Raw genomic sequence first — 21,845 nt, forward strand, 5'->3', positions numbered from 1 at the left:
TATTAGAACTCAAACTGATAAAGCAGATCGATCGCCTGGCTGACGCCAGACACCGCTTCCAGATATAACCTGGGCATTAACCTATAGCGTAACGTCAAGGTCGCTAAAGAGTCAAATATACCGACACCATATTTTACCTGCAAGTCATTCGTTATCTTGCCGCTGACCACAACCTGTGACTTATCACCCACACCCTGAGTGTCCAGCGCCAGGTCTGAAATGCCGAATGTTTCACCAATTTTTCCGACTAACTGCCCGCTTTGTGCTACCCCAAGGCTGATTAACATGGATGTCATCTGGGAACTGTCAGCATCACCGGAATTGAGTCCCTCACCCCGTAACAGATAAGAAAGGGCCTCTTCCTGTGACATTGCAGGGTCAGAAAATATTTCCACTTTCGGACGATCCGCAAGCCCGGTCACCCGGACTCCGGCAATGACACCATTAGCGGTGTTATCCGGATTACGGATCGCTTCCATATTCAGGAACGGCTGGTCGGCAGGACCGGAGAACAGAATCTGTCCTTTGCGCACCAGCAGATCCTGCCCGTACGCTTTAAAACGCCCGCGCGGGATATCAACCTGTCCGTTCAGCCCCAGGCCCTGTTTGTCCTGCGCAACTCTCAGGTTCCCCGTCAGCATCGCACTAAGGCCAAATGCATCAAGCGCCACATCAGGACCAATATGGATTTTCAGGTTGCTCTGAATCGGAATACTGACCGGTTTTTCATGAACCGGTTGCAGATTATCGTCCAGCATCACTTCATCAGATGTTGATGCAACCGCCGATTCCGGCACATCATGTACTGTTATCCGCGCCCACGGAATATTGACAGTTCCGTCCAGCTTCAGCACTGACGGTGTTGCTTCAAAAACCAGATCCGGGCTGACATCTATCCGTATCATCGGCGGCAATGAAACCCGCAGTTTATCACCCTGAGCACTGATTTTAGCGTACCACGCATCCATCTTGCGCCAGTCTGCATTACCACTGAGGTTAAGATGCCCTTCCGGGGTGTTAATTTGTCCGTTCAGATCAGAGCGCGCGCCGTCAAAATTAACGGTCAGGCCGCCCTGTGTAATATCAAACGGCAGCAACTTCCCGCTGACAGCAAGATCTGACAACCCCAGCTGACCAAACAGCAGAGGTCCGGCAGCATTACCACCGAGGCGCAGATTTGCATTCAGCCGCCCGGTGGCTTTATCACCTTTACCCAGCAGCGGCTTGATCAAATCCAGTGAGATATTGTCGATCCCGATATTTCCGCTCAGCTGACGGCGCTTTTCCAAATCAGAAATCTGTACGTTACCGTTGATTTTTCCGTTTCCGGCAATAGCAATCAGCCACTGAAGATTCAGTTTGCCACTCTTCATCGCCGCAGTCAGTGTAAGGGTATCAAACGCCACCGGCAGATTTACACCCTCAAGGCTCTGCACTACTTTTACGCCATTCCCTTTAAGGGAGACATCCATCACCGGCTGCGAACCATCAGCAAACCAGCGGACATTCGCGTTCCCGCTGAATACGCCGCTCAGTTTCGTTCCCTGATCCAGGAACGGTTTTATCATCGACAGATCAAATCGCTCCAGCGCAACCGCCGCATTACCGGATGCGCCGGCTGTAATCGGTTTCGGTACACAGATACGCGCATCCGGGTTCACCCAGCAGTGGGTACCGACTGTGACTTCCTGTTTTTCATTCAGATACGTCAGCGCCATTGCTTTGCTGAGCTGCCATTCACCCACCGGCGTTTCAAAACGGGTATTATTCAGAGAGCCTTTCCAGATTTGTGTTTTACGATCAAACCCGCCGTTGAGCATCAGTTGTGCCGATACCGGATCTCCCTTCATCGTCAGTTTCAGCGCGTGCTGTGCTTCTGTTCCTTTTGCATTCAGAGTCAGATTGCTTATCACCAGATCGGCCTGCTTCAGCTGAGTAACAGTCACATCCAGCTGACCTTTGATCTGTTCGGCTGAGGTAACATCCCCTTTGATCGTGGCATTGGCGACAGACAACTCATTCTGCCACTTCAGATTATGGATCGTGAGATCCGCCAGAATCTGCGGTTTTTCCATATTACCGCGGACATTCAGCTTACCTTTAATGGTCCCTGCAAGACCCGGAACCAGGCCACCCAGCGCCGGGGCATTAATATCTGCATCCAGCTTCCAGTTGTCTGCCAGCTGACCATTGATATCCAGCTTATTATTACCCAGCGCCAGTTTCAGCTCAGGGATAGTCCACTGCCCGCCGGCGTTACCTTTTACATTTCCGCGCGCTTTCAGCGGATAATTTTTCACTTTTCCGTCAAGCGTGATATCCGGAACAGACAATTCCCAGTTACCGCCGTACAGACTGCCGCGTGTGGTAATTTTGCCATCCACTTTCGCCGGCCATTCAGGGTAGGCTTTTGCCGTATTCAGACCGGACAGTGTCAGCACTGCCTGCCAACTGATGGCTTTCTGCCAGTCCGCCACACCGGTGACCTCAGCAAAGCCCTGTAACGCATTCAGGCGCAGCCGGGTGAGATTAAGCTGTTCTGTATTGCCTTTGGCATCCAGCGTCAGCAGCGCAGGCGGGATATCCTTCCCTTTGATGTCTGAGCGCAGGGAGAGATCATATCCGCTGACTTTACCGTTAAGGCGTAATTTCACACCACCGAGCTGATAATCCGCCTCACCGGTTAACGGCCAGCTGACTTTCTGACTCTCCAGCGTCAGCAATACCGGTAAATCCGCCTGTGTCAGATTCGTTTGTGCATCCAGGGTCGCATTGACCGGCCCTTTCAGTACCAGAACCAGCTTCAGTTCATCCAGCAACCCGCCATTCAGATTCAGATCGATATTTTGCCCGCTGAATTCATCAAAATCACGAACCGCACCTTTAACTGAGAGCACCACCGGCCAGTTATCACTGAGAGTGGCTTCTCCGCTGATACTAATATTTCCCTGCGGTGCGTCCGCTGAGAAATCACTCAGTGTCAGTGTCTGCCCTTTGTTAAACAGTGCCAGATGCAGAGAATTTATAGTTACCGGCGTATCACCGCTCACCTGCCAGTTATCTCCGGAAATACCTTCAACCGAAATATTCAGAGGAAGAATAACGTCCGGCAACGCCGCCAGCAGCGGTTTGGCAAAAATAGCGTTAATGGTTTCACTAAGGGGTTTTTCCGGCTCATCGGTTACCGGTTCCGGTTTTTCCGCAACAACCGCAGGGTCGGATTCCGGCAGCACAACAGAGAGCGCCTTAATCACAGTAGGTTTGAGTGTGAGCTGGTCGCCCTCCCAGGTCATGGCCGTGCGGAACGTATCTAAATTGATCGCCATATCATCAACGGTCACCTGCGTATTGGTGACAGAGAGCGAATCAAGAAAAATAGTCAGTGGCGCATTCAGTTCCGTCAGTGGTTCAGACGGCGGTGTTTCTTCTGACGGCGGCAATTTTGTTGTATCAACAGTGACACGGGTGCCGTCTGTGCTGAGATTTTCAACACATAACGTCATATTTTTCAGGCAACTGAGGCGCAGTGCGAGATCTACTTTATCCACGCTGACATCAATGCCCGGCATGGTGTATTTCACCTGCTTCAGAGTCAGGTTACGAAGATCCCCTTCCACCTGTCCGAGAGTCAGACCGGACACAAAACGCGGTGCCATATTCAGGGCAAAATGCAGCCCGGACTGAGTGCCCAGCACCCAGCCCAGCGTGCCGCCGATCATCAGGATAAGCACCAGCAGAACGATTGCCGGCCACTTCAGATACTTCAGCCATTTCATCAGAGTTCTGCTCCCAATCCGATGTAAAACTCAATATTTTTTGTCTGATCGTCACCGACAGGTGCCGCCAGATCAAACTTCACCGGTCCGACCGGTGATGCCCAGCGTACCCCGACACCCGCACCGGTTTTAAAATTACTCCGTTTGATGTCATTCACCACTTCGCCACTGTCCACAAATACCGCGCCCCACCAGTCACCGGTCACGTTGTACTGATATTCCAGGGAGCCGACTGCTGATTTCGAGCCACCGGTCAGTTTGCCGTCAGCATCTTCGGGCGAGATTTTGTTGTAGCGATAGCCACGGATACTGCCGTCACCCCCGGCGAAAAACCGCAGGTCCGGCGGAACACGGTCAAAATTATTCGTTTCTATCCAGCCAAGTGTCCCGCGCATCACGAAACGATGACCTTCCCACGGTGTTCTGACCCAGACATTACGGGCGCGGAACACAGCGAAATCCACATCCGAGCCCCACATTTCATTTGATACATCAACAGAATAGCGCTGACTGTCTCCCCATGACGGCATCATCCCGCCCCTGGAGCGGACACGGCTGACATTGACGCCGGGATAGAGCAGCATGGTGGTATTGGTGATATCTGCCTGTGTAAAGTGGCTGAAGCTCCAGCGCATATTGATACCGTACTGCCAGCCGCTCGATAAATCCCAGTTACGGGACACACCAACAGTTGCTGTATCGGATTTGGTATCATTCAGATCAGTACGTTTGTAGCCGCCGGAAACAGAATAATATTGCTCAATAGGGTTTACTTTCAGCGGGATCCGGTAGGATGTGTCGATAATTTGTTCAGGCGCTGACAGACTGATGCTGGAAGTCAGACTGTGCCCGCGTGAGTTAACCCATGGCTTATTCCATTTTGCCTGTACGCGCGGCCCCACGTCAGTGGCAAAACCGCCGCCCAGCTCCACAAAATTTTGTGCACGCGGGGTAAAAGAGGCATCCATCGTCAGATAATCACTGTTATCTGTCCGTGCCTGCGTGATATTTGGCGTTACAATCGCAGACTGGAACCAGCCGGTTTGTGCCAGCAGGCGGTTAAAATCAGCTAACTGTTCAGAGGTATAATAATCCCCCTCTTTAAAGGGCACCAATCCTTCCAGATAAGTGTCGCGGATTTGTGAACCTTCATAATTCACTTTACCAAACCGGTATCGTTTGCCGCTGTTAAACACAAAATCCCAATATGCCGCATTGCGTGACAGTGCAATACCGAGCTGGCTTTTTTCCATCTCCGCATCAAAATAACCCCGTTTTAATGCAAGCCCGGATAATCCGCCTTTGAAACTTTCATACTCACCATGATTGACGACCGTACCAATTTCAGGTTTATTTTTAGTCACAAACTGACTGAACGCAGTATCGTCCTTTGCCGCACCTTCAATATCGACGGTCACCCCGGCAATTTTGACAGGTTCACCCGGAGTAACGCGGGCAAGCAATACAGGGCGTGCAGGTGGCTGATTATCCTGATATTCAAAGGTGACAGTGGGGTCATAATAACCAAGCGGGCGCAGACCTTCTTTAATGGCTTTTTCCACACGGGCGCGGAAACGGCCATCTGCCACCACTTCATCCGTTGAGATTGTCGAAAGCTGGACTCTTGCATTTTTTTCAAGTTGGCCGTTCAGCCCTTCCACTTTTAAGCGAAGATTTGCACTATATGCCAGAGGGGATGTGAGAGACACGGCCACAACACAAATAAGAGGGTATCGGATCACATCAACTCCTGAGTGTCTTAGATTTGATTGAAAACAATATGAAAATTATTTGAAGTTTACTATAGATACATAAGATAAATAACCTGAATTCTATTGATAATACACCGATTATTCTTAAAACAGGAGCCACCGCATATGATAAAAACGATAATTAATTACCCTCAGGACACAATTATTTCACCTGTTTCTGCTGAAAATTCACTCTCCGGCAGTACTGTTGCGCTGACCATCAGCCCCCGTCATACCGTCACCGGGAATGATGTGAATCATGTCCCGGAAGGCTTTGATATCGCCTACTTTGCCATGGGATGCTTCTGGGGTGTGGAGCGTCTGTTCTGGCAGCAACCGGGAATTTACAGTACCACCGCAGGTTATACCGGCGGAGTCACTCAGAATCCGGGCTATGACGCTGTATGTACCGGCAACACCGGACACACAGAAGCGGTGCGGGTGGTCTATGACCCGTCAATCATAAGCTATGTTGATTTGCTGCGTCTGTTCTGGGAGAACCACGATCCGGCGCAGGGCATGAAACAGGGCGGCGATATCGGATCGCAGTACCGCTCGGCTGTTTTCACACAATCAGACAGCCAGCGCGTGCAGGCAATCGCCTCGCGGGAGCAATATCAGCAGGCGATGTCGGAGAGCGGTGATCTCCGGCCGGTCACCACAGCAATCCGCCCTGCCGGCCCGTTTTATGTGGCAGAGGATTATCATCAGCAATATCTGGATAAAAACCCGGAGGGCTATTGCGGATTGGGCGGGATCGGCGTTTGCATGCCGCCTTCGCTGAGAAACTAACCGTTTTTCCTGATCCGGTGTTATACTGCACATCCACGCACAGAAAATATCAATACTCTGTGCGTATTTCTCTTTTTATATCCGATATTTATGCTCAATACTCTACATAATTCGGGATGCATACAGGCGACAAGATACGCCTGCCGGGCGCAGTCAGCACCCGGGCATTTTGAAGTATGACGGGTATATATATCTCTCAAAAATAACCGGTCGCCACGCATAATTAATAACAGCACTGCCTCAGGCAAACGTGCCGGCCATTCGGAACCTATATGTTAAATAGTGTATTAATTGTACTGTTACTTTGCGCCATCAGCGCATTCTTTTCATTATCAGAAATTTCGCTTGCCGCCTCACGGCGCATAAAGCTCAAAATCATGATCGACGAGGGCAACGCGAATGCCGCGCTGGTTCTCCGCCTTCAGGAAGCACCGGGTATGTTTTTCACCGTGGTGCAGATCGGGCTGAATGCCGTGGCGATCCTCGCCGGTATTGTCGGGGAATCTGCTTTTTCACCGGCTCTGCGCACCATGTTTCAGAACATTGTGTCTGATACCGCCGCACAGCAACTCGGCTCCATATGTTCATTTATTATCGTCACCTCCATGTTTATCCTGCTGGCTGACCTGACGCCTAAGCGGATGGGAATGATCAAGCCCGAAGCCGTGGCTATCCGTATTGTTCAGCCGATGCGTTTTTGTCTGGCTGTACTGCGCCCGCTGGCCTGGCTGTTTAACGGCTTATCTAATCTGTTCTTCAAACTATTCAAAATTCCGCTGGCACGTAATGAAGATATTACATCTGATGATATTTACGCCGTTGTGGAAGCCGGCGCTGTCGCCGGTGTACTGCGCAAGCAAGAGCACGAACTGATTGAAAACGTGTTTGAACTGGAATCCCGTACTGTCCCGTCTGCCATGACCTCGCGTGAAAGTATCGTTTACTTTGACAGGAAGGAAAGCGAAGAGAGTATTAAAGAAAAAATTTCCACACAGCCACATTCAAAATTCCTGGTGTGTGACGGGGGTCTTGATCATGTCCTCGGGTATGTTGATTCCAAAGATCTGCTCAACCGTGTACTGATTGGTCAGAGTCTGAACCTGCATGATGGCGTGCAAATCCGACCGGCACTAATGATCCCGGACACACTCAGTTTGTCTGATACCCTGGAAGGTTTTAAAAACGCCGGTGAAGACTTTGCTATCATCCTCAATGAATACGCGATGGTGATGGGTGTTATCACTATCAATGATGTGATGATTACATTGATGGGTGACCTGGTGGGTCAGGGCCAGGAAGAACAAATTGTCGCCCGTGATGAAAACTCATGGCTGGTTGAAGGCGGTACGCCGATTGAAGATGTGCAGCGGGTACTGGATATTGATGAGTTTCCGGATGACAGCAACTATGAAACTATTGCCGGCTTTATGATGTACAAACTGCGCAGGATCCCGAAACGCACAGATTTTGTAAAATACGTCGGTTATAAATTTGAAGTCGTTGATATTGATAACTATAAAATTGACCAGTTATTAGTCACGCGAATTCCGGACTCCCCGGTTACAGCGGTTATTTTACCGGTTTCCCCCTTGCCGCCTGCGGCAGGAGAAAACAAAGAGGGTTAGTCTGACGTAACACCGGATACCCGCGGTCAACAGCCGTAAAACCAACCCTTATTTTTCACCGGGTATTGTTGATTACTAAGCCAGTTGCGCCTGGAGCAACAATACCTGCTGATTAATCTCACTCATTGCGCTCAGATGACGTTTATCTCTGACTTTCGGCGGTAAAATCTTACCGTAGTCAAACTCGAACGCCCCCATTCCCTGGATATACAGCCGGCCACGGAACAATGTTTTCACATAGCGCGCTATCTGAGACGGGTTGTAACGGGCAAAAATTTTCATCACTCTTATGTCCTCCCCTTTACCTTTCGGTCTTTCGGTCTTTCGGTGGCAGGTAAAATTACTGACATCACCTTTATACTACAAGGTAGACTAAAATCCCCGCCAAGGGTTCACTAATCATGTGTTTTAATCACTTTTTTTACATAAAATGACACTCTGCTACGATGTACTTCACAAAACAATAAGAAAATAGATCTTCATCACACCAGAAACATACTGCATCATAATATGATATATAAATAATAACCTTATAATTATTATAACTTTTATAAATAATAAAAAGCATGAGCACTTAACTGACAAACAACATACCGAGTAGTTTCACTAAACAGAAAAAAGCCAGTGTAATTTGCATAAACATGCATATCACACTGGCTTTTCAGAGATAAAATGGTGGTCAGAAACTGGAGACACGAAATCCCGGGTTAATCATCGATTCGCGCGGCGTATAATCGAGAGTCTTGCCATTCCAGTCAGTGATATGCGCACCCGCAGCCAACGCAACAGCATGACCGGCGGCGGTATCCCAGATATGGGTCGGGTTAAAGCGGGGATACAACTGAGCTTTCCCTTCCGCCACCAGGCAGAATTTCAGAGATGAACCAATTGCCTGTGTTTCATGCGGTCCCAGTTGCACCAGGTAATCTGCCAGCTCATCATCCTGATGGGAGCGGCTGATAACCACCATAGGTAACTCCGCGTTTATCACTTTAATCTGCATCCGCTGCCCGCCACGTTCACGCCAGGCACGCGGTCCTTCTGCAAAATAGAGTACATCTGCCACCGGGGCATACACCACGCCCATGACAGGGACACCATTGCTTATCAACGCAATATTGACCGTGAATTCCCCGTTACGGCTGATAAATTCTTTTGTGCCGTCGAGAGGGTCCACCAGCCAGTATTGTGTCCAGTGCTGACGTTCAGACCAGGCTTGCGGATCTTCCTCAGAGAGCACCGGGATGTCCGGGGTCAGTGCAGTCAGCTCTTGAAGGATAATATGATGTGCCGCGAGATCGGCGGCGGTCAGCGGTGAATTATCCGCCTTGGCTGAAATATTCATCGTGTCGGGATGATGATAAATATCCATGATAGCCTCACCCGCCCGCCGGGCCAGGTGACAAATTTGATTGAGCATCCTTCACCTCTTTCACAGAACAGTTAGTGAGCCGCGTTATCCTGTTTACGTCTCCGGAGACCTGAGTATAGAAACAAAAATGGCCGGTGAAAACCGGCCATTTCGCATATTCTGCTTTTGGTAACACAATCCGTACTTACAGGATCTCTAACAGCTCAACTTCAAAAACTAATGTGCTGTATGGCGGGATAGAAGCACCGGCACCACGCTCACCGTAAGCCAGGTTGCTCGGGATATACAGTTCCCATTTAGAACCAACCGGCATCAGGGTCAGTGCTTCGATCCAGCCTGCGATCACGCCATTGACCGGGAATTCAGCCGGCTCACCGCGCTGTACAGAGCTATCAAATACAGTGCCGTCAGTCAGACGACCGGTATAGTGAACGCGGACACGATCAGTGCGTGCCGGAATCGGACCATTACCCTGAGTGATAACAGAGAACTGTAAACCGCTCTCAGTGGATGAAACACCCTCTTTCTTCGCATTCTCTTCCAGGAAGCGCATACCGTCTTTTACCAGCTCTGCCTGCATTTCATTGCGGACAGCATCAGCACGCTCATGCATTTCACGCAGGGCGCGATGAAGAACATCAACCGCGACAGCAGGCTGATTATTGGCTAATGCGTCAGTGATACCGGCAAGAATCGCTTCCGGTACTAATCCGCTCAGTCCGGATTCCTGTAATTGCTGGCCGATTTGTAAGCCAATTCCGTAGCTTGCCTGTGCTTCCATCGTGTCAAAAGTCGGTTGTGTCATGAGAGATACCTGATTAATAAGTAAGATGGATAAGCATAACAGCAGCATGTACCCCGGTAAACCCGATTATCAGTGAAAACTGATGCAATCCGCCATTACAGATAAACACGGAAAACAAATTATAAAACAGGATTAATTCCGAATAATTTCAGGGAGCCGACTGCTACACTGAAAGAACGTCTGATGAGCTATACCCAACGTCATTCAGGATGCAGGCAGGCGGTAAGGGAAAACAGACGGGGAGCATACATCAGTATGTGACCCGGCTGGCATCGTTCCGCCAACGAACCTGCAGTTTGAATGAATAAGGGTATATAACGCATGCACAATAGCGGGGAAATACTATGCGGTTACTACCCAAATTCCATCTTTATACCATCGCCGCCATCGCGCTGATTGTTATTATTGTGCTGTTTTTATGGCCATCCGCACCCAAGCTGCCAGTAACGTCTCCGCCACAAACTATCGGTCTGACACCACCGGTACAGGATGATCCGCTGGGTGACCTGATGGCACAGCGTCAGCTTACCGACACGCCGAACACAACCGAAAATACCCTGCCGCAGGATGATAACCTGCCGCCTGTCGCTCAGACTCAGGATCCGGCACCGCAACCCACAGCAGAACAGCCACCGGTCACAACAGAAACAGCACCTGTCGCTACAACTGCACAGGATGCTCCGCTTGTGTCGCAGCGGTTTACGGTAAAAAAAGGACAGACAATCGCGCAGGTTTTCCGTAATAACGGGTTACCGGTTGATGATTTATTTCGGATGACCGCCGTTGAAGGAGCGCAGAAGCCGCTGAACCAGGTTGGGGCCGGTGATAAAATACGGGTTATCCGGGGGAAAGACAAAACGATTACAGAACTGAGAATTGATAAGACCAGCGGGCAGTCCGTGACTTTTAAACGCCAGAAAGACGGCAGTTACCGCCGTTCATGATGTAAAAAATAAAAAAACGCTGGCCTGAGCCAGCGTCTTTCAAAGATGTTTACATCGTAATCAGAGATTACTCAGCAACAATCTTCACATTCAGTTCTGCAAACACGTCACTGTGAACCTGGAAGTGAACTTCATGATCACCCAGAGTACGCAGAACGCCGTTAGGCAGACGAACTTCGCTTTTCGCAACTTCAACGCCAGCTGCAGTAACAGCATCAGCGATGTCACGAGTACCGACAGAACCGAATAATTTGCCTTCGTCACCCGCTTTAGAAGAGAGAGTCACAACGCCCAGGGCATTGATTTTCTCTGCACGAGCGTTAGCTGCAGCCAGAACGTCAGCTAATTTAGCTTCCAGTTCTGCACGGCGTGCTTCGAAGAATTCGATATTTTTCTTGGTAGCAGGAACAGCTTTACCTTGCGGTACTAAGAAGTTACGTGCATAACCAGACTTAACATTTACTTGGTCACCCAGGCTACCCAGGTTCGCTACTTTATCAAGCAGAATAACTTGCATTACCTTATCCTCTTAAATGGACGATGCCGATTACTGATGACGATCAGTGTAAGGCAGTAAAGACAGGTAGCGGGCACGCTTGATAGCACGAGCGAGCTGACGCTGATATTTCGCACTTGTACCGGTAATACGGCTTGGTACGATTTTACCACTTTCAGTGATATAGTTTTTCAGCGTAGCGATGTCTTTATAATCAATCTCTTGAACGCCTTCTGCGGTGAAACGGCAGAATTTACGACGACGGAAATAACGTGCCATAAGGCTAGTCTCCAGAATCTATTAATTCAATATGTTCGGCATGAAGAACCAGTTTCGTTAATCCATTGCGACCCTGATGGGTGCTGATGAATCCGTGAACGGTTATATGACTGCCGACCGTTATACTGCGAGTAATGGTTTGGATGGTTAGTCCGCTGGCAACCACGGGCATTCTGCACCATGCCTGCCGGCTAAGTCCGGCTTCCTGCTGTTGTGAGCGGTGCTCAAGCACGAACTGACAATGCGGAATTCCGGCCGGGCTTACTTTCCGGATGGGTTCCCTGCACACTGTGCCGGATAACACCAGACGGTTAGCGGACATCGTTATTACTCTTCAGTTTCCTCAGCTTCATCATTTTCTTCAATGTCGTCAGACATGTCGCGCGGGCGACGTTCGTCTTTCGCTTTAACCATCGGAGAAGGTTCAGTCACCGCGTGCTTAACGCGCATAACCATGCTGCGGATAACGGCATCATTGAAGCGGAAAATAGTTTCCAGCTCGTCAATCACTTCCTGCGGTGCTTCAACGTTCAGCAGAACGTAGTGAGCTTTGTGCAGTTTGTTGATTGGGTAAGCCAGTTGGCGACGACCCCAGTCTTCGAGACGGTGGATCTGACCTTCTGCATTAGTAATAGCAGTTTTGTAACGCTCGATCATTGCCGGTACTTGTTCGCTCTGGTCCGGATGAACCATAAAGACGATTTCGTAATGACGCATTAGTAGTGCTCCTTACGGATTATTAGCCTCCAGTCCGGGCAACCGCAACCCTGAGAGGCAAGGAACTTGTTTAAGTGCGGCTGAAAAATTTGACGCATAACTATACCCATGCCCGATGCAAAAAACAAGGTAATAGTTTACGTATCAGGGATTATTTCCCGCGCTGGCGTACTGCTTCAAACAGACACACACCCGTTGCCACAGAGACGTTCAGAGAGGATACCGCTCCCGCCATCGGGATGCTAATCAGCTCATCACACAGGTCACGGGTCAGGCGGCGCATACCCTCACCTTCCGCACCCATTACCAGAGCCACAGGACCGGTCATTTTGCTCTGATACAGATCGTGTGTCGCTTCACCAGCAGTACCGACAATCCAGATATTTTCATCTTTCAACTGGCGCAGCGTACGGGCAAGGTTGGTCACACGGATCAGCGGAACACTTTCCGCCGCGCCACATGCCACTTTTTTAACTGTCGCATTCAGTTGAGCCGAACGGTCTTTCGGGATGATCACGGCATGAACACCGGCAGCATCCGCGGTACGCAGACAAGCACCCAGGTTGTGCGGATCAGTCACGCCATCCAGTACCAGCAGAAACGGCGTTTCATGCTCAGCAAGTAAATCCGGCAGATCCTGCTCCTGGTACTGACGCCCGCCTTTGACTTTGGCAATGACACCCTGATGTACGCCGCCTTCAGCCTGGCTGTCCATCCACTGACGGTTTGCCACCTGAACACGGATACCCGCAGCTTCCAGAGCCTGAGCAACCGGGATAAGACGGCGGTCTTCACGCCCTTTTAAAATATAAACTTCAATAAAACGGCTGGGATCACTCGCCAGCAAGGCATCCACGGCATGGATACCATAAATAATTTCACTCATAACGTTCCGTTTGTTGCAGGATAATATACCCGGTGAGGCGCTGCCGCCTCACCGGGGAAAAGGTGAACTAAAGGCAATTATTTTGCGGCTTTTTTCTTCGCGCGCTTCGCCTTTATATTCGCTTCAATTTTTTTGGTCCGGGGTGATTTCGGACTTTTTGGTGCTTTCGGAGCGTCACCGTCTTTTTTCTTCTTACGGAACGCACTGTCCGGCTCAAAGTTTTTCTCACGGCTAACGTCGTCTTTTTTCCCGCTGCGGCGTTTATCACCGGTCTGACCGGTGCGCGCGCGGGTTCTCGCGGTTTTACCTTCATTGCGGGCGCGTCGCGTGCTTGAAATCAATGCGAAATCAATCGTGCGCTCATCCATATGTACGGCTTCCACACGGATTTCAACTTCATCACCGAGGCGGTATACATTGTTTGAGGACTCACCAATCAGGCGCTGGCCGACATTATCGTAGCGGTAATAGTCATTATCCAGTGTTGAGACGTGTACCAGGCCATCAATAAACAGCTCATTCAGACGTACAAAGAACCCGAAACCGGTCACACTGGTAATCAGCCCTTTGAATACATTACCGACCTGATCCTGCATAAAGTCACACTTCAGCCAGTCCGCCACATCACGCGTTGCTTCATCCGCGCGGCGCTCTGTCATGGAGGTGTGTTCCCCCAGTTGCAGCATGCTTTGTGTATCGTAATGCCAGGCGCCGGTTTTGGATGGTTTCTCACCCTGCTCTTTTGCCAGCAAATATTTAATCGCGCGATGTAACGACAGATCCGGATAACGACGGATAGGCGATGTAAAGTGCGCATATGCCGGCAACGCCAGACCGAAGTGTCCGCGGTTGTCCGGATCGTAAATTGCCTGCTTCATGGAGCGCAGCAGCATGGTCTGTAACAGTTCACAGTCAGGACGCTCAGCCACATCCCGCATGACCTGTGCATAATCTTTCGGCTCCGGCGTCAGTCCGCCCGGCAGGGTCAGTCCCAGCTCGTTGAATACTGTCCGCAGATTACCGACACTCTCTTCTTTCGGACGATCGTGAACACGGTACAGTGCAGGTTCGTTGTTTTTCTCAACGAATCTTGCCGCTGCCACGTTCGCCATGATCATGCACTCTTCAATCAGTTTGTGCGCATCATTACGCTTCACCGGCTCGATACGATCGATCCGTTTTTCTGCATTAAAGATAAATTTGGCTTCTTCCGATTCAAATGCAATCGCGCCACGTTCGTCACGGGCTTCCGCCAGTGCTTTATACAGTTTATGCAGCTCTTCGAGATGTTTTACCAACGGCGCATAATGCTCACGCAGTTCTTCATCCCCTTCAAGAATTTTCCACACTTTTGTGTAAGTCAGACGGGCGTGGGAACTCATCACGGCTTCAAAGAAACGGTAACCGGATAACTTACCTTTCGATGAAATAGTCATTTCACAGACCATACACAGGCGATCAACCTGCGGATTCAGTGAACAGACTCCGTTAGAAAGCACTTCCGGCAGCATCGGAACGACCTGGGACGGGAAGTATACCGAGTTACCCCTGCTGCGGGCTTCGTCATCCAGCGCAGTTTGCGGACGCACATAGTAACTCACGTCAGCAATCGCCACCCACAGACGCCAGCCACCACCGCGTTTGGCTTCACAGTGTACCGCATCATCAAAGTCACGGGCGTCTTCGCCGTCAATGGTGACTAATGGCAGCGAGCGTAAATCCTCGCGGCCTTTTTTAGCCTCTTCCGGAACGTTTTCGCTGACATCAGCAACCTGACGCTCAACCTGAGCCGGCCAGGTATACGGAATATCATGTTTACGCAGTGCGATATCCACCGCGATACTGGTGCCCATTTTTTCGCCCAGTACTTCGGTGATGACACCGAGAGCCTGTACGCGTTTAGCCGGGCGGCGGGTCAGTTCCACCACCACGATGTTACCCATGCGGGCACCGTTGATGGATTCTTTCGGGATCAGAATATCAAAGCTCAGGCGGCTGTCATCAGGTACGACAAACCCCATGCCTTCTTCCATAAAGTAACGGCCAACTATCTGACCGGTTTTCGGTTCAGTTACGCGTACCACACGGGCTTCACGGCGCCCTTTACGGTCGGCACCCATCACCTGCGCCAGGATCACATCGCCGTGCATACACAGCTTCATCTGATCTTGTGCAATAAATAGGTCGTCTTTCTGTCCTTCAACGCGTAAGAAACCAAAACCATCCCGGTGTCCGATAACGGTTCCTTTAATTAAATCAAGGCGTTCCGGCAGCGCGTAGCATTGACGGCGGGTAAAGACCAACTGTCCGTCACGCTCCATTGCGCGCAGACGGCGGCGCAATGCTTCCTGTGCTTCTTCCCCGGTTAACCCCAGTTCCTGCGCGAGATCATCGCGACTGACCGGTTTGGTATGGTTACGGATAATTTCAAGAATAAATTCACGGCTCGCGATCGGGGCATCATATTTTTCCGCTTCGCGTTCCCGGTAAGGGTCGTTTGATTGTTTCTCCACTGACATCTTGTCCTCCGTGGTTTTTATGACCGACGCTATTTGTCCGTCAGCAACAATTTATAAAGATGCTGATTGTCCTGCACCATATCAGCGAGCGTGTGTTTATCCAGTTCCTGCAAAAATTCCCGGATAGCTTTGCCCAGAATCGATTTCAGCCGGCATGCCGGGGTAATGTGACAAAATTCACCGCTACAGTTCACCAGGGTCAATGGCTCCAGCGCACGGACAACCTCACCGATACGTATAGTATTAGCAGGTTTTCCCAGGCGAATCCCGCCATTTTTGCCACGGATCGCCTCGACATAACCTAAATGACTCAATTGGTTAATTATCTTGACCATATGGTTACGTGACACGCCATAGACTTCTGTCACTTCTGTGATATTCGTCATTTTGCCGTCAGGAAGTGACGCCATATAGATAAGCGCACGTAAGCCATAATCTGTAAAACTGGTTAACTGCACATTTTACCCCGAAAGTTCTGTCATCCCACGCGGGGATCACACGATATGTAATGAATAATCATTATGTGTTTCTTTTGCTTATTAAGCAAAAAGTGTTACTGAAAACGCCGGATTTCCTGCAACAAACTATGTCAGAAAGCCCGGCGCTAAAAAACAAAAGGCCGGACAATAATGCCCGGCCCTGACTGGTTTCGTCTGAAAAATCTTATGCGTCGAACGGATCGCGCAGGATCATGGTTTCAGAACGATCCGGACCAGTTGAAATAATATCAACAGGAACGCCCGTCAGTTCTTCAATGCGGCTGATGTAATTGAGTGCTGCCTGTGGCAGTTCTTCACGGCTTTTCGCCCCGAATGTTTTTTCACTCCAGCCAGGCATGCTTTCGTAGATTGGCTCAATACCTTCCCAGTTGTCTGCTGCCAGTGGTGTGGTTTCAATCACGTCACCATTCGGTAAACGGTAGCCGACACACACTTTCACTTCTTTCAGACCATCCAGAACATCCAGTTTAGTCATGCAGAACCCAGACAGGGAGTTAATCTGCACAGCACGACGGATAGCAATGATATCTAACCAGCCACAACGACGGCTTCGTCCGGTTGTTGCACCGAACTCCTGACCTTGCGTACGCAGGTATTCACCTGTTTCATCAAACAGTTCAGTCGGGAACGGACCTGCACCCACACGGGTAGAGTAGGCTTTGATGATACCCAGGACATAATCCACATAACGCGGACCTAAGCCTGACCCTGTCGCAACGCCACCGGCAGTGGTGTTTGATGAGGTCACATACGGATACGTACCGTGGTCGATATCCAGTAATGTACCCTGCGCACCTTCAAACATGACCCGCTCACCGTTAACGGTTGCTTTATACAGCAGATCTGAAACATCAACGACCATCGCGGTCAGGATGTCAGCAACAGCCATGATGTCATCCAGCGTTTTCTGGTAATCAACCGCAGGCTCTTTGTAGTAATTCACTAACTGGAAGTTGTGATACTCAAGGATCTCTTTGAGTTTCAGCGCAAAAGTTTCTTTATCAAACAGGTCACCGACACGCAGACCACGACGGGCCACTTTATCTTCATAAGCAGGTCCGATACCACGTCCGGTCGTGCCGATAGCTTTCGCGCCGCGTGCTTTCTCGCGGGCGTTATCCAGTGCGACATGATACGGCAGGATCAGAGGACAGGCTTCAGAAATCAGTAAACGCTCACGTACCGGCACACCACGGGCTTCCAGCGCAGTCATTTCTTTTAACAGTGCATCGGGTGCGAGAACAACACCGTTAGCAATGATGCTGACGACATTTTCGCGGAGAATACCTGACGGAATCAAATGAAGGACGGTTTTTTCACCGTTGATAACCAGAGTGTGACCCGCGTTGTGGCCACCTTGATAACGAACAACGTACTTAGCTCGTTCAGTAAGCAAGTCGACGATTTTGCCCTTGCCTTCGTCACCCCATTGGGTGCCCAATACGACAACGTTATTACCCATTTCGTTTTTACCTGGTTGCTTAAAAAAGGATTCTAGCATCTCATGACCGCCCTTTCAGCACTTTTTCTCACATTCTGAAATGTCTGCTGCGCAATTTACATAATAAAGCCCGCGGTAGCGGGCTTTATATATCTGTCGCGATCATCAGCATGCTGATGATTTATCCGTGCCGCCGGGCGGCACCGGATTTACTGACCAGACGCCGGACGCAATGATGTCGGAGCCTTCATATAACGGAAGAAATCCGTATCAGGGCTTAACACCATAATGTCATTACCGCCGGGCTTAAAGCTCTGCTCGTAGGCACGCAGGCTTCGGATAAAGGCATAGAAATCCGGATCCTGACTGAATGCATCAGCAAACAGTTTAGCCGCTTCCGCATCACCGGCACCACGCAGTGTTAATGACTGGCGCTCTGACTCTGCCAGCATTTCAGTACGGGTTTTGTCTGCAATAGCACGAATTTTCATCGCTTCTTCCAGACCCTGTGAACGGTGACGACGAGCAACCGCTTCACGTTCTGCACGCATACGCTGGAAGATAGCTTCAGAGACTTCCGCCGGCAGGTTAATCTGCTTGATACGGACATCCACCACTTCAATACCTAACGCGGCCATACTGTTCGGATTTACCACCAGCGGCTGTGCGCCTTTGGTTTCTTCCTGAACACGGGCGGCTGCATCAGCAATAGCGTTATCAGCATCAGTTGCCTTCGGATCGTTACCTGAGCTACCTTCATTCAGTGCGTTTTTAACTTCTGTTGTTAACGTACCACGGGAGTCCGTCACAATCTCTTTCACACTCAGACGACCAAACTCAGAACGCAGACGGTCACTGAATTTACGTTTCAGAAGATTTTCTGCCTGATTAATATTACCGCTGTTTGTCGCGAGATAATACAGACTGAAATCACTGATCCGCCATTTCAGGTAGGAATCGACGATCAGGTCTTTGTTTTCGTTGGTTAAGAAACGGTCAGCCTGAATATCCAGCGTCTGGATACGGGCCGGCAGCGTTTTAACAGTTTCGATAAACGGCACTTTAAGGTGCAGACCGGGTTCATACACTATCGGTTTGTTATCTGAGTCACGCAGAACTTTACCAAAACGCAGCACAATACCGCGCTCTGTCTGTTGAACAGCAAAGACAGAGGCATACAGGACGCCTAAAACCAGAATAACAATAACGGCTAAATACTTACGCATGATTATTGTCTCCCTACGCGATCAGAGTTGCCACGAACCCCGTACGTATCGCCGTATTCAGCGGGTACATTCGGATTCTGACTGCTGTTTTGTGCCGGACGGGGTGCCGGCTTGGATGGTGTTCCTGCTGATGCCGCAGGTGCTGATGCAGACGGAGCTGCCCGCTGTTCACGCATAAGCTGATCCAGAGGCAGCACCATCATGCTGTTACTCTTGTCATTTGCGATCACTTTACGGGTATTGCTCAGCACACGTTCCATTGTTTCGATATAGAGACGTTCACGGGTGATATCCGGTGCCGCACGGTATTCCGGCAGCATCTTGGCAAAGCTTGCGACTTCACCGCGTGCTTTAAGCACGATACTGGCTTTATAGGCCTGTGCGCTTTCAATCATACTTTGCGCGTTACCTTTTGCCAGTGGTAAGACTTCGTTCGAATAGGCTTCAGCTTCACGGATAGACTGCTGCTCGTTTTCACGGGCGGCAATCACATCATCAAATGAGGCCTGAACTTCTGCCGGCGGACGGGCTTCCTGGAAGTTGACGTCCACAATCGCTATCCCCATTTTATAAGGACGGATTGTTTCTTCGAGTACTTTCTGGGTTTCGTTACGGACAACGGTACGGTTCGCCGTCAGGATTTTTTCCATCGTGAACTTACCGATAACACCACGTACCGCACTGTCCATCGCCTGGCGAAGACTGTTATTCGGGTTTGTGACGCTGAAGAGATAATCCTCCGGATTCACGACCTGGAACTGTACGTTCATGTTAACGCGGACAACGTTTTCATCTGCGGTTAACATCATTCCGTTCGTTGCCAGATCCTGGACAGTCGCCACATCAACCGCAGTAACGCGATCAACAAAGGTCGGTCTCCAGTTCAGACCGGGCTGAACAACATGACTGAACTTACCAAAGCGGGTAACAACACCACGCTCTGTTTCTTTAATCGTATAAAAGCCGGTTGCTGCCCAGACGACGACAACTGCAGCCGCAGCCAGGCCCAGAAGACGCCCACCGCCGAACTGCATTGGCGGACGGCTGTTTCCGCCGGACTGCCCGTTGTTATTTCCGCCTTTACCACCACCAAGACCACCGAGTTTTCTGCTCATTTTCCGGAACAGATCGTCGAGATCAGATGCCCCACGGTTGCGGCCGCTTTTGTTACCATCAGAGTTGCCGCCTTTATTGCTGCTCCCCCAAGGGTCGCGGTCCTGTCCGTTATTGCCGGGCTGATTCCACGCCATGCCTTCGCTCCACTCTTTTATGATCGGTTTTCCAGGGCTAAGAGCGCAAAAACGCACTCTTAATTAATATATTACGCCCCCTGATAATCAGATAACGTAATCGGCTAACTGTTGTTCCTGCTTACAGAGACGGCGCCACTCAACAATGGGCAGTCTGATTTCAAGGCAAATCCGGCCATCGTCATCAAGCCATTCACGCTCAATCGCCTGAAGCTGATAAAAACGACTGCGCAGACGGCCTTCCTGTACAGGCAAACACAATTCCAGATGTGCGATCTCACCTGAAAGGCGTTCGGTCAGCGCGCGGAACAACAACGGGATACCTGCCCCGGTCTGCGCTGAAAGCCAGACTCTGACCGGCAGATTTTCCTCATTTCTGTCGATACGCGGTTCAAAATCCTCCAGCATATCGATCTTATTCATTACCATCAGTACCGGAATTTCATTTGCATCTATTTCTTCCAGTACACTATCAACGGCTTGAATATTTTCATCAGCACGGTTATCTGCAGCATCCACAATATGAAGCAACAAAGTGGCTTCACGCGTTTCCTGCAATGTGGCTTTAAATGCAGCCACCAAATCGTGAGGCAGTTGACGGATGAACCCTACGGTATCCGCCAGCACGACCGTGCCGACATCATCAACATCAATCCGCCGCAGTGTCGGATCGAGTGTCGCAAATAACTGATCCGCAGCATAGACTTTCGCGTCAGTTATGTGATTAAACAGGCTGGATTTTCCGGCATTGGTGTAACCGACCAGTGACACAGTCGGAATATCCGCTTTGCTGCGCGCCTGACGACCTTGTCCGCGCTGACGTTCTACTTTTTCCAGACGACCGGCGATAAGTTTTATTTTATCCCGAAGCATCCGGCGGTCAGACTCGAGCTGTGTTTCACCCGGTCCCCGCAGACCAATCCCGCCTTTCTGGCGTTCCAGGTGCGTCCAGCCACGAACCAGACGCGTGGACATGTGGCGTAACTGCGCCAGTTCCACCTGTAGTTTACCTTCATGTGTCCGTGCCCGCTGGGCGAAAATATCCAGGATAACCCCGGTTCTTCCGACCACTCTGCACTCACATAAACGCTCAAGGTTGCGTTCCTGTGCCGGACTGAGGGCATGGTTAAACAGCACCACGTCCGCCTCGCTGTCTTTCACTGCACCGGCGATTTCTTCCGCTTTACCTTCACCCACAAAATATTTCGGGTGCGGGGAACTGCGGCTGCCGGTAACAATCTGGACGGGAGTCACGCCCGCGGATGTCACAAGGGATTCAAACTCACTGAGGTCATCAGTGTTTTTATCCTGTGAGAAAAATACGTGGACCAGTACGGCCCGTTCACCGCCTTCATATCTGTCAAACAACAGCATAACCTCTCAGGACAGGTGAAAAACGCGCAGGAAAAAACACAGGTAAAGTCTCCCTACCCATGTTTTTCCGCGAATGACGTCCGGACACTGAT

Annotated in this window: 19 protein-coding genes; 3 read left to right on the forward strand and 16 right to left on the reverse strand. The window is 50.2% G+C overall.

Going from position 1 to position 21,845, the window contains the following annotated elements:
• Positions 1–2 precede the first annotated feature (2 nt).
• Positions 3–3,776, reverse strand: coding sequence for an autotransporter assembly complex protein TamB (tamB, locus tag ACMHKJ_RS06760; RefSeq protein ID WP_413492703.1), 3,774 nt, complete (start codon positions 3,774–3,776; stop codon positions 3–5).
• A complete protein-coding gene (gene tamA, locus ACMHKJ_RS06765) occupies positions 3,776–5,518 on the reverse strand; it encodes an autotransporter assembly complex protein TamA (protein WP_413492704.1) in 1,743 nt (580 codons plus the stop codon). Before tamA ends, tamB begins: the two co-directional genes overlap by 1 nt.
• A gap of 135 nt (positions 5,519–5,653) precedes the next feature.
• Here tamA and msrA point away from each other — a divergent pair, with 135 nt between their 5' ends.
• Both msrA and paeA read left to right on the forward strand, forming a co-directional pair.
• Entirely contained in the window at positions 5,654–6,319 is a 666-nt protein-coding gene (msrA, locus tag ACMHKJ_RS06770; protein WP_413492705.1) for a peptide-methionine (S)-S-oxide reductase MsrA, read from the forward strand.
• Between the two features lie 272 nt (positions 6,320–6,591).
• Positions 6,592–7,944: a polyamine export protein PaeA gene (paeA, locus tag ACMHKJ_RS06775; RefSeq protein ID WP_413492706.1), complete on the forward strand. Its 1,353-nt coding sequence runs from the start codon at positions 6,592–6,594 to the stop codon at positions 7,942–7,944.
• Positions 7,945–8,019: 75 nt separating this feature from the next.
• On the opposite strand, the gene ACMHKJ_RS06780 is transcribed toward paeA, so the two are convergent.
• The 3 genes from ACMHKJ_RS06780 to ACMHKJ_RS06790 all read right to left on the reverse strand — a co-directional run bounded on the left by ACMHKJ_RS06780 (position 8,020) and on the right by ACMHKJ_RS06790 (position 10,121).
• Positions 8,020–8,226, reverse strand: coding sequence for a DUF1107 domain-containing protein (locus ACMHKJ_RS06780; protein ID WP_067406994.1), 207 nt, complete (start codon positions 8,224–8,226; stop codon positions 8,020–8,022).
• 397 nt (positions 8,227–8,623) lie between these two features.
• Positions 8,624–9,364 carry a 3'(2'),5'-bisphosphate nucleotidase CysQ gene (gene cysQ, locus ACMHKJ_RS06785; RefSeq protein WP_413492707.1) on the reverse strand — a complete coding sequence of 247 codons (741 nt, stop codon included), beginning with the start codon at positions 9,362–9,364 and terminating at the stop codon, positions 8,624–8,626.
• Between the two features lie 136 nt (positions 9,365–9,500).
• On the reverse strand, positions 9,501–10,121 hold the full coding sequence (locus tag ACMHKJ_RS06790) for a peptidylprolyl isomerase (protein ID WP_413492708.1): 621 nt from the start codon (positions 10,119–10,121) through the stop codon (positions 9,501–9,503).
• A gap of 344 nt (positions 10,122–10,465) precedes the next feature.
• Here ACMHKJ_RS06790 and ACMHKJ_RS06795 point away from each other — a divergent pair, with 344 nt between their 5' ends.
• A complete protein-coding gene (locus tag ACMHKJ_RS06795) occupies positions 10,466–11,065 on the forward strand; it encodes a LysM-like peptidoglycan-binding domain-containing protein (RefSeq protein WP_413492709.1) in 600 nt (199 codons plus the stop codon).
• 67 nt (positions 11,066–11,132) lie between these two features.
• Here ACMHKJ_RS06795 and rplI read toward each other — a convergent pair whose 3' ends face one another.
• From rplI to hflX, 11 genes are all read right to left on the reverse strand, one after another.
• Positions 11,133–11,582, reverse strand: coding sequence for a 50S ribosomal protein L9 (gene rplI / locus ACMHKJ_RS06800; RefSeq protein WP_413492710.1), 450 nt, complete (start codon positions 11,580–11,582; stop codon positions 11,133–11,135).
• A 30-nt stretch (positions 11,583–11,612) separates the two neighbouring features.
• A complete protein-coding gene (gene rpsR / locus ACMHKJ_RS06805; RefSeq protein WP_004234502.1) occupies positions 11,613–11,840 on the reverse strand; it encodes a 30S ribosomal protein S18 in 228 nt (75 codons plus the stop codon).
• 4 nt (positions 11,841–11,844) lie between these two features.
• On the reverse strand, positions 11,845–12,162 hold the full coding sequence (priB, locus tag ACMHKJ_RS06810) for a primosomal replication protein N (RefSeq protein WP_067365973.1): 318 nt from the start codon (positions 12,160–12,162) through the stop codon (positions 11,845–11,847).
• 5 nt (positions 12,163–12,167) lie between these two features.
• Complete coding sequence (gene rpsF, locus ACMHKJ_RS06815) at positions 12,168–12,557, reverse strand: 30S ribosomal protein S6 (RefSeq protein WP_004241366.1); 390 nt, start codon at positions 12,555–12,557, stop codon at positions 12,168–12,170.
• Between the two features lie 151 nt (positions 12,558–12,708).
• Positions 12,709–13,443 (reverse strand): 23S rRNA (guanosine(2251)-2'-O)-methyltransferase RlmB, encoded by a 735-nt coding sequence (rlmB, locus tag ACMHKJ_RS06820; RefSeq protein WP_150384871.1) that lies wholly within the window; start codon positions 13,441–13,443, stop codon positions 12,709–12,711.
• A 77-nt stretch (positions 13,444–13,520) separates the two neighbouring features.
• A complete protein-coding gene (gene rnr, locus ACMHKJ_RS06825; RefSeq protein ID WP_413492711.1) occupies positions 13,521–15,962 on the reverse strand; it encodes a ribonuclease R in 2,442 nt (813 codons plus the stop codon).
• A gap of 29 nt (positions 15,963–15,991) precedes the next feature.
• Positions 15,992–16,420, reverse strand: a complete 429-nt coding sequence (gene nsrR / locus ACMHKJ_RS06830) for a nitric oxide-sensing transcriptional repressor NsrR (protein WP_413482963.1) — start codon at positions 16,418–16,420, stop codon at positions 15,992–15,994.
• 205 nt (positions 16,421–16,625) lie between these two features.
• On the reverse strand, positions 16,626–17,924 hold the full coding sequence (locus ACMHKJ_RS06835; RefSeq protein ID WP_413492712.1) for an adenylosuccinate synthase: 1,299 nt from the start codon (positions 17,922–17,924) through the stop codon (positions 16,626–16,628).
• 188 nt (positions 17,925–18,112) lie between these two features.
• A complete protein-coding gene (gene hflC, locus ACMHKJ_RS06840; protein ID WP_413492713.1) occupies positions 18,113–19,129 on the reverse strand; it encodes a protease modulator HflC in 1,017 nt (338 codons plus the stop codon).
• Positions 19,130–19,131: 2 nt separating this feature from the next.
• Positions 19,132–20,379 (reverse strand): FtsH protease activity modulator HflK, encoded by a 1,248-nt coding sequence (gene hflK, locus ACMHKJ_RS06845; protein WP_413492714.1) that lies wholly within the window; start codon positions 20,377–20,379, stop codon positions 19,132–19,134.
• 87 nt (positions 20,380–20,466) lie between these two features.
• Positions 20,467–21,747, reverse strand: coding sequence for a ribosome rescue GTPase HflX (gene hflX / locus ACMHKJ_RS06850; RefSeq protein ID WP_413492764.1), 1,281 nt, complete (start codon positions 21,745–21,747; stop codon positions 20,467–20,469).
• Between the last annotated feature and the right edge of the window lie 98 nt (positions 21,748–21,845).

It is taken from the genome of Morganella psychrotolerans, assembly GCF_965118875.1.
GTDB lineage: Bacteria > Pseudomonadota > Gammaproteobacteria > Enterobacterales > Enterobacteriaceae > Morganella > Morganella psychrotolerans_C.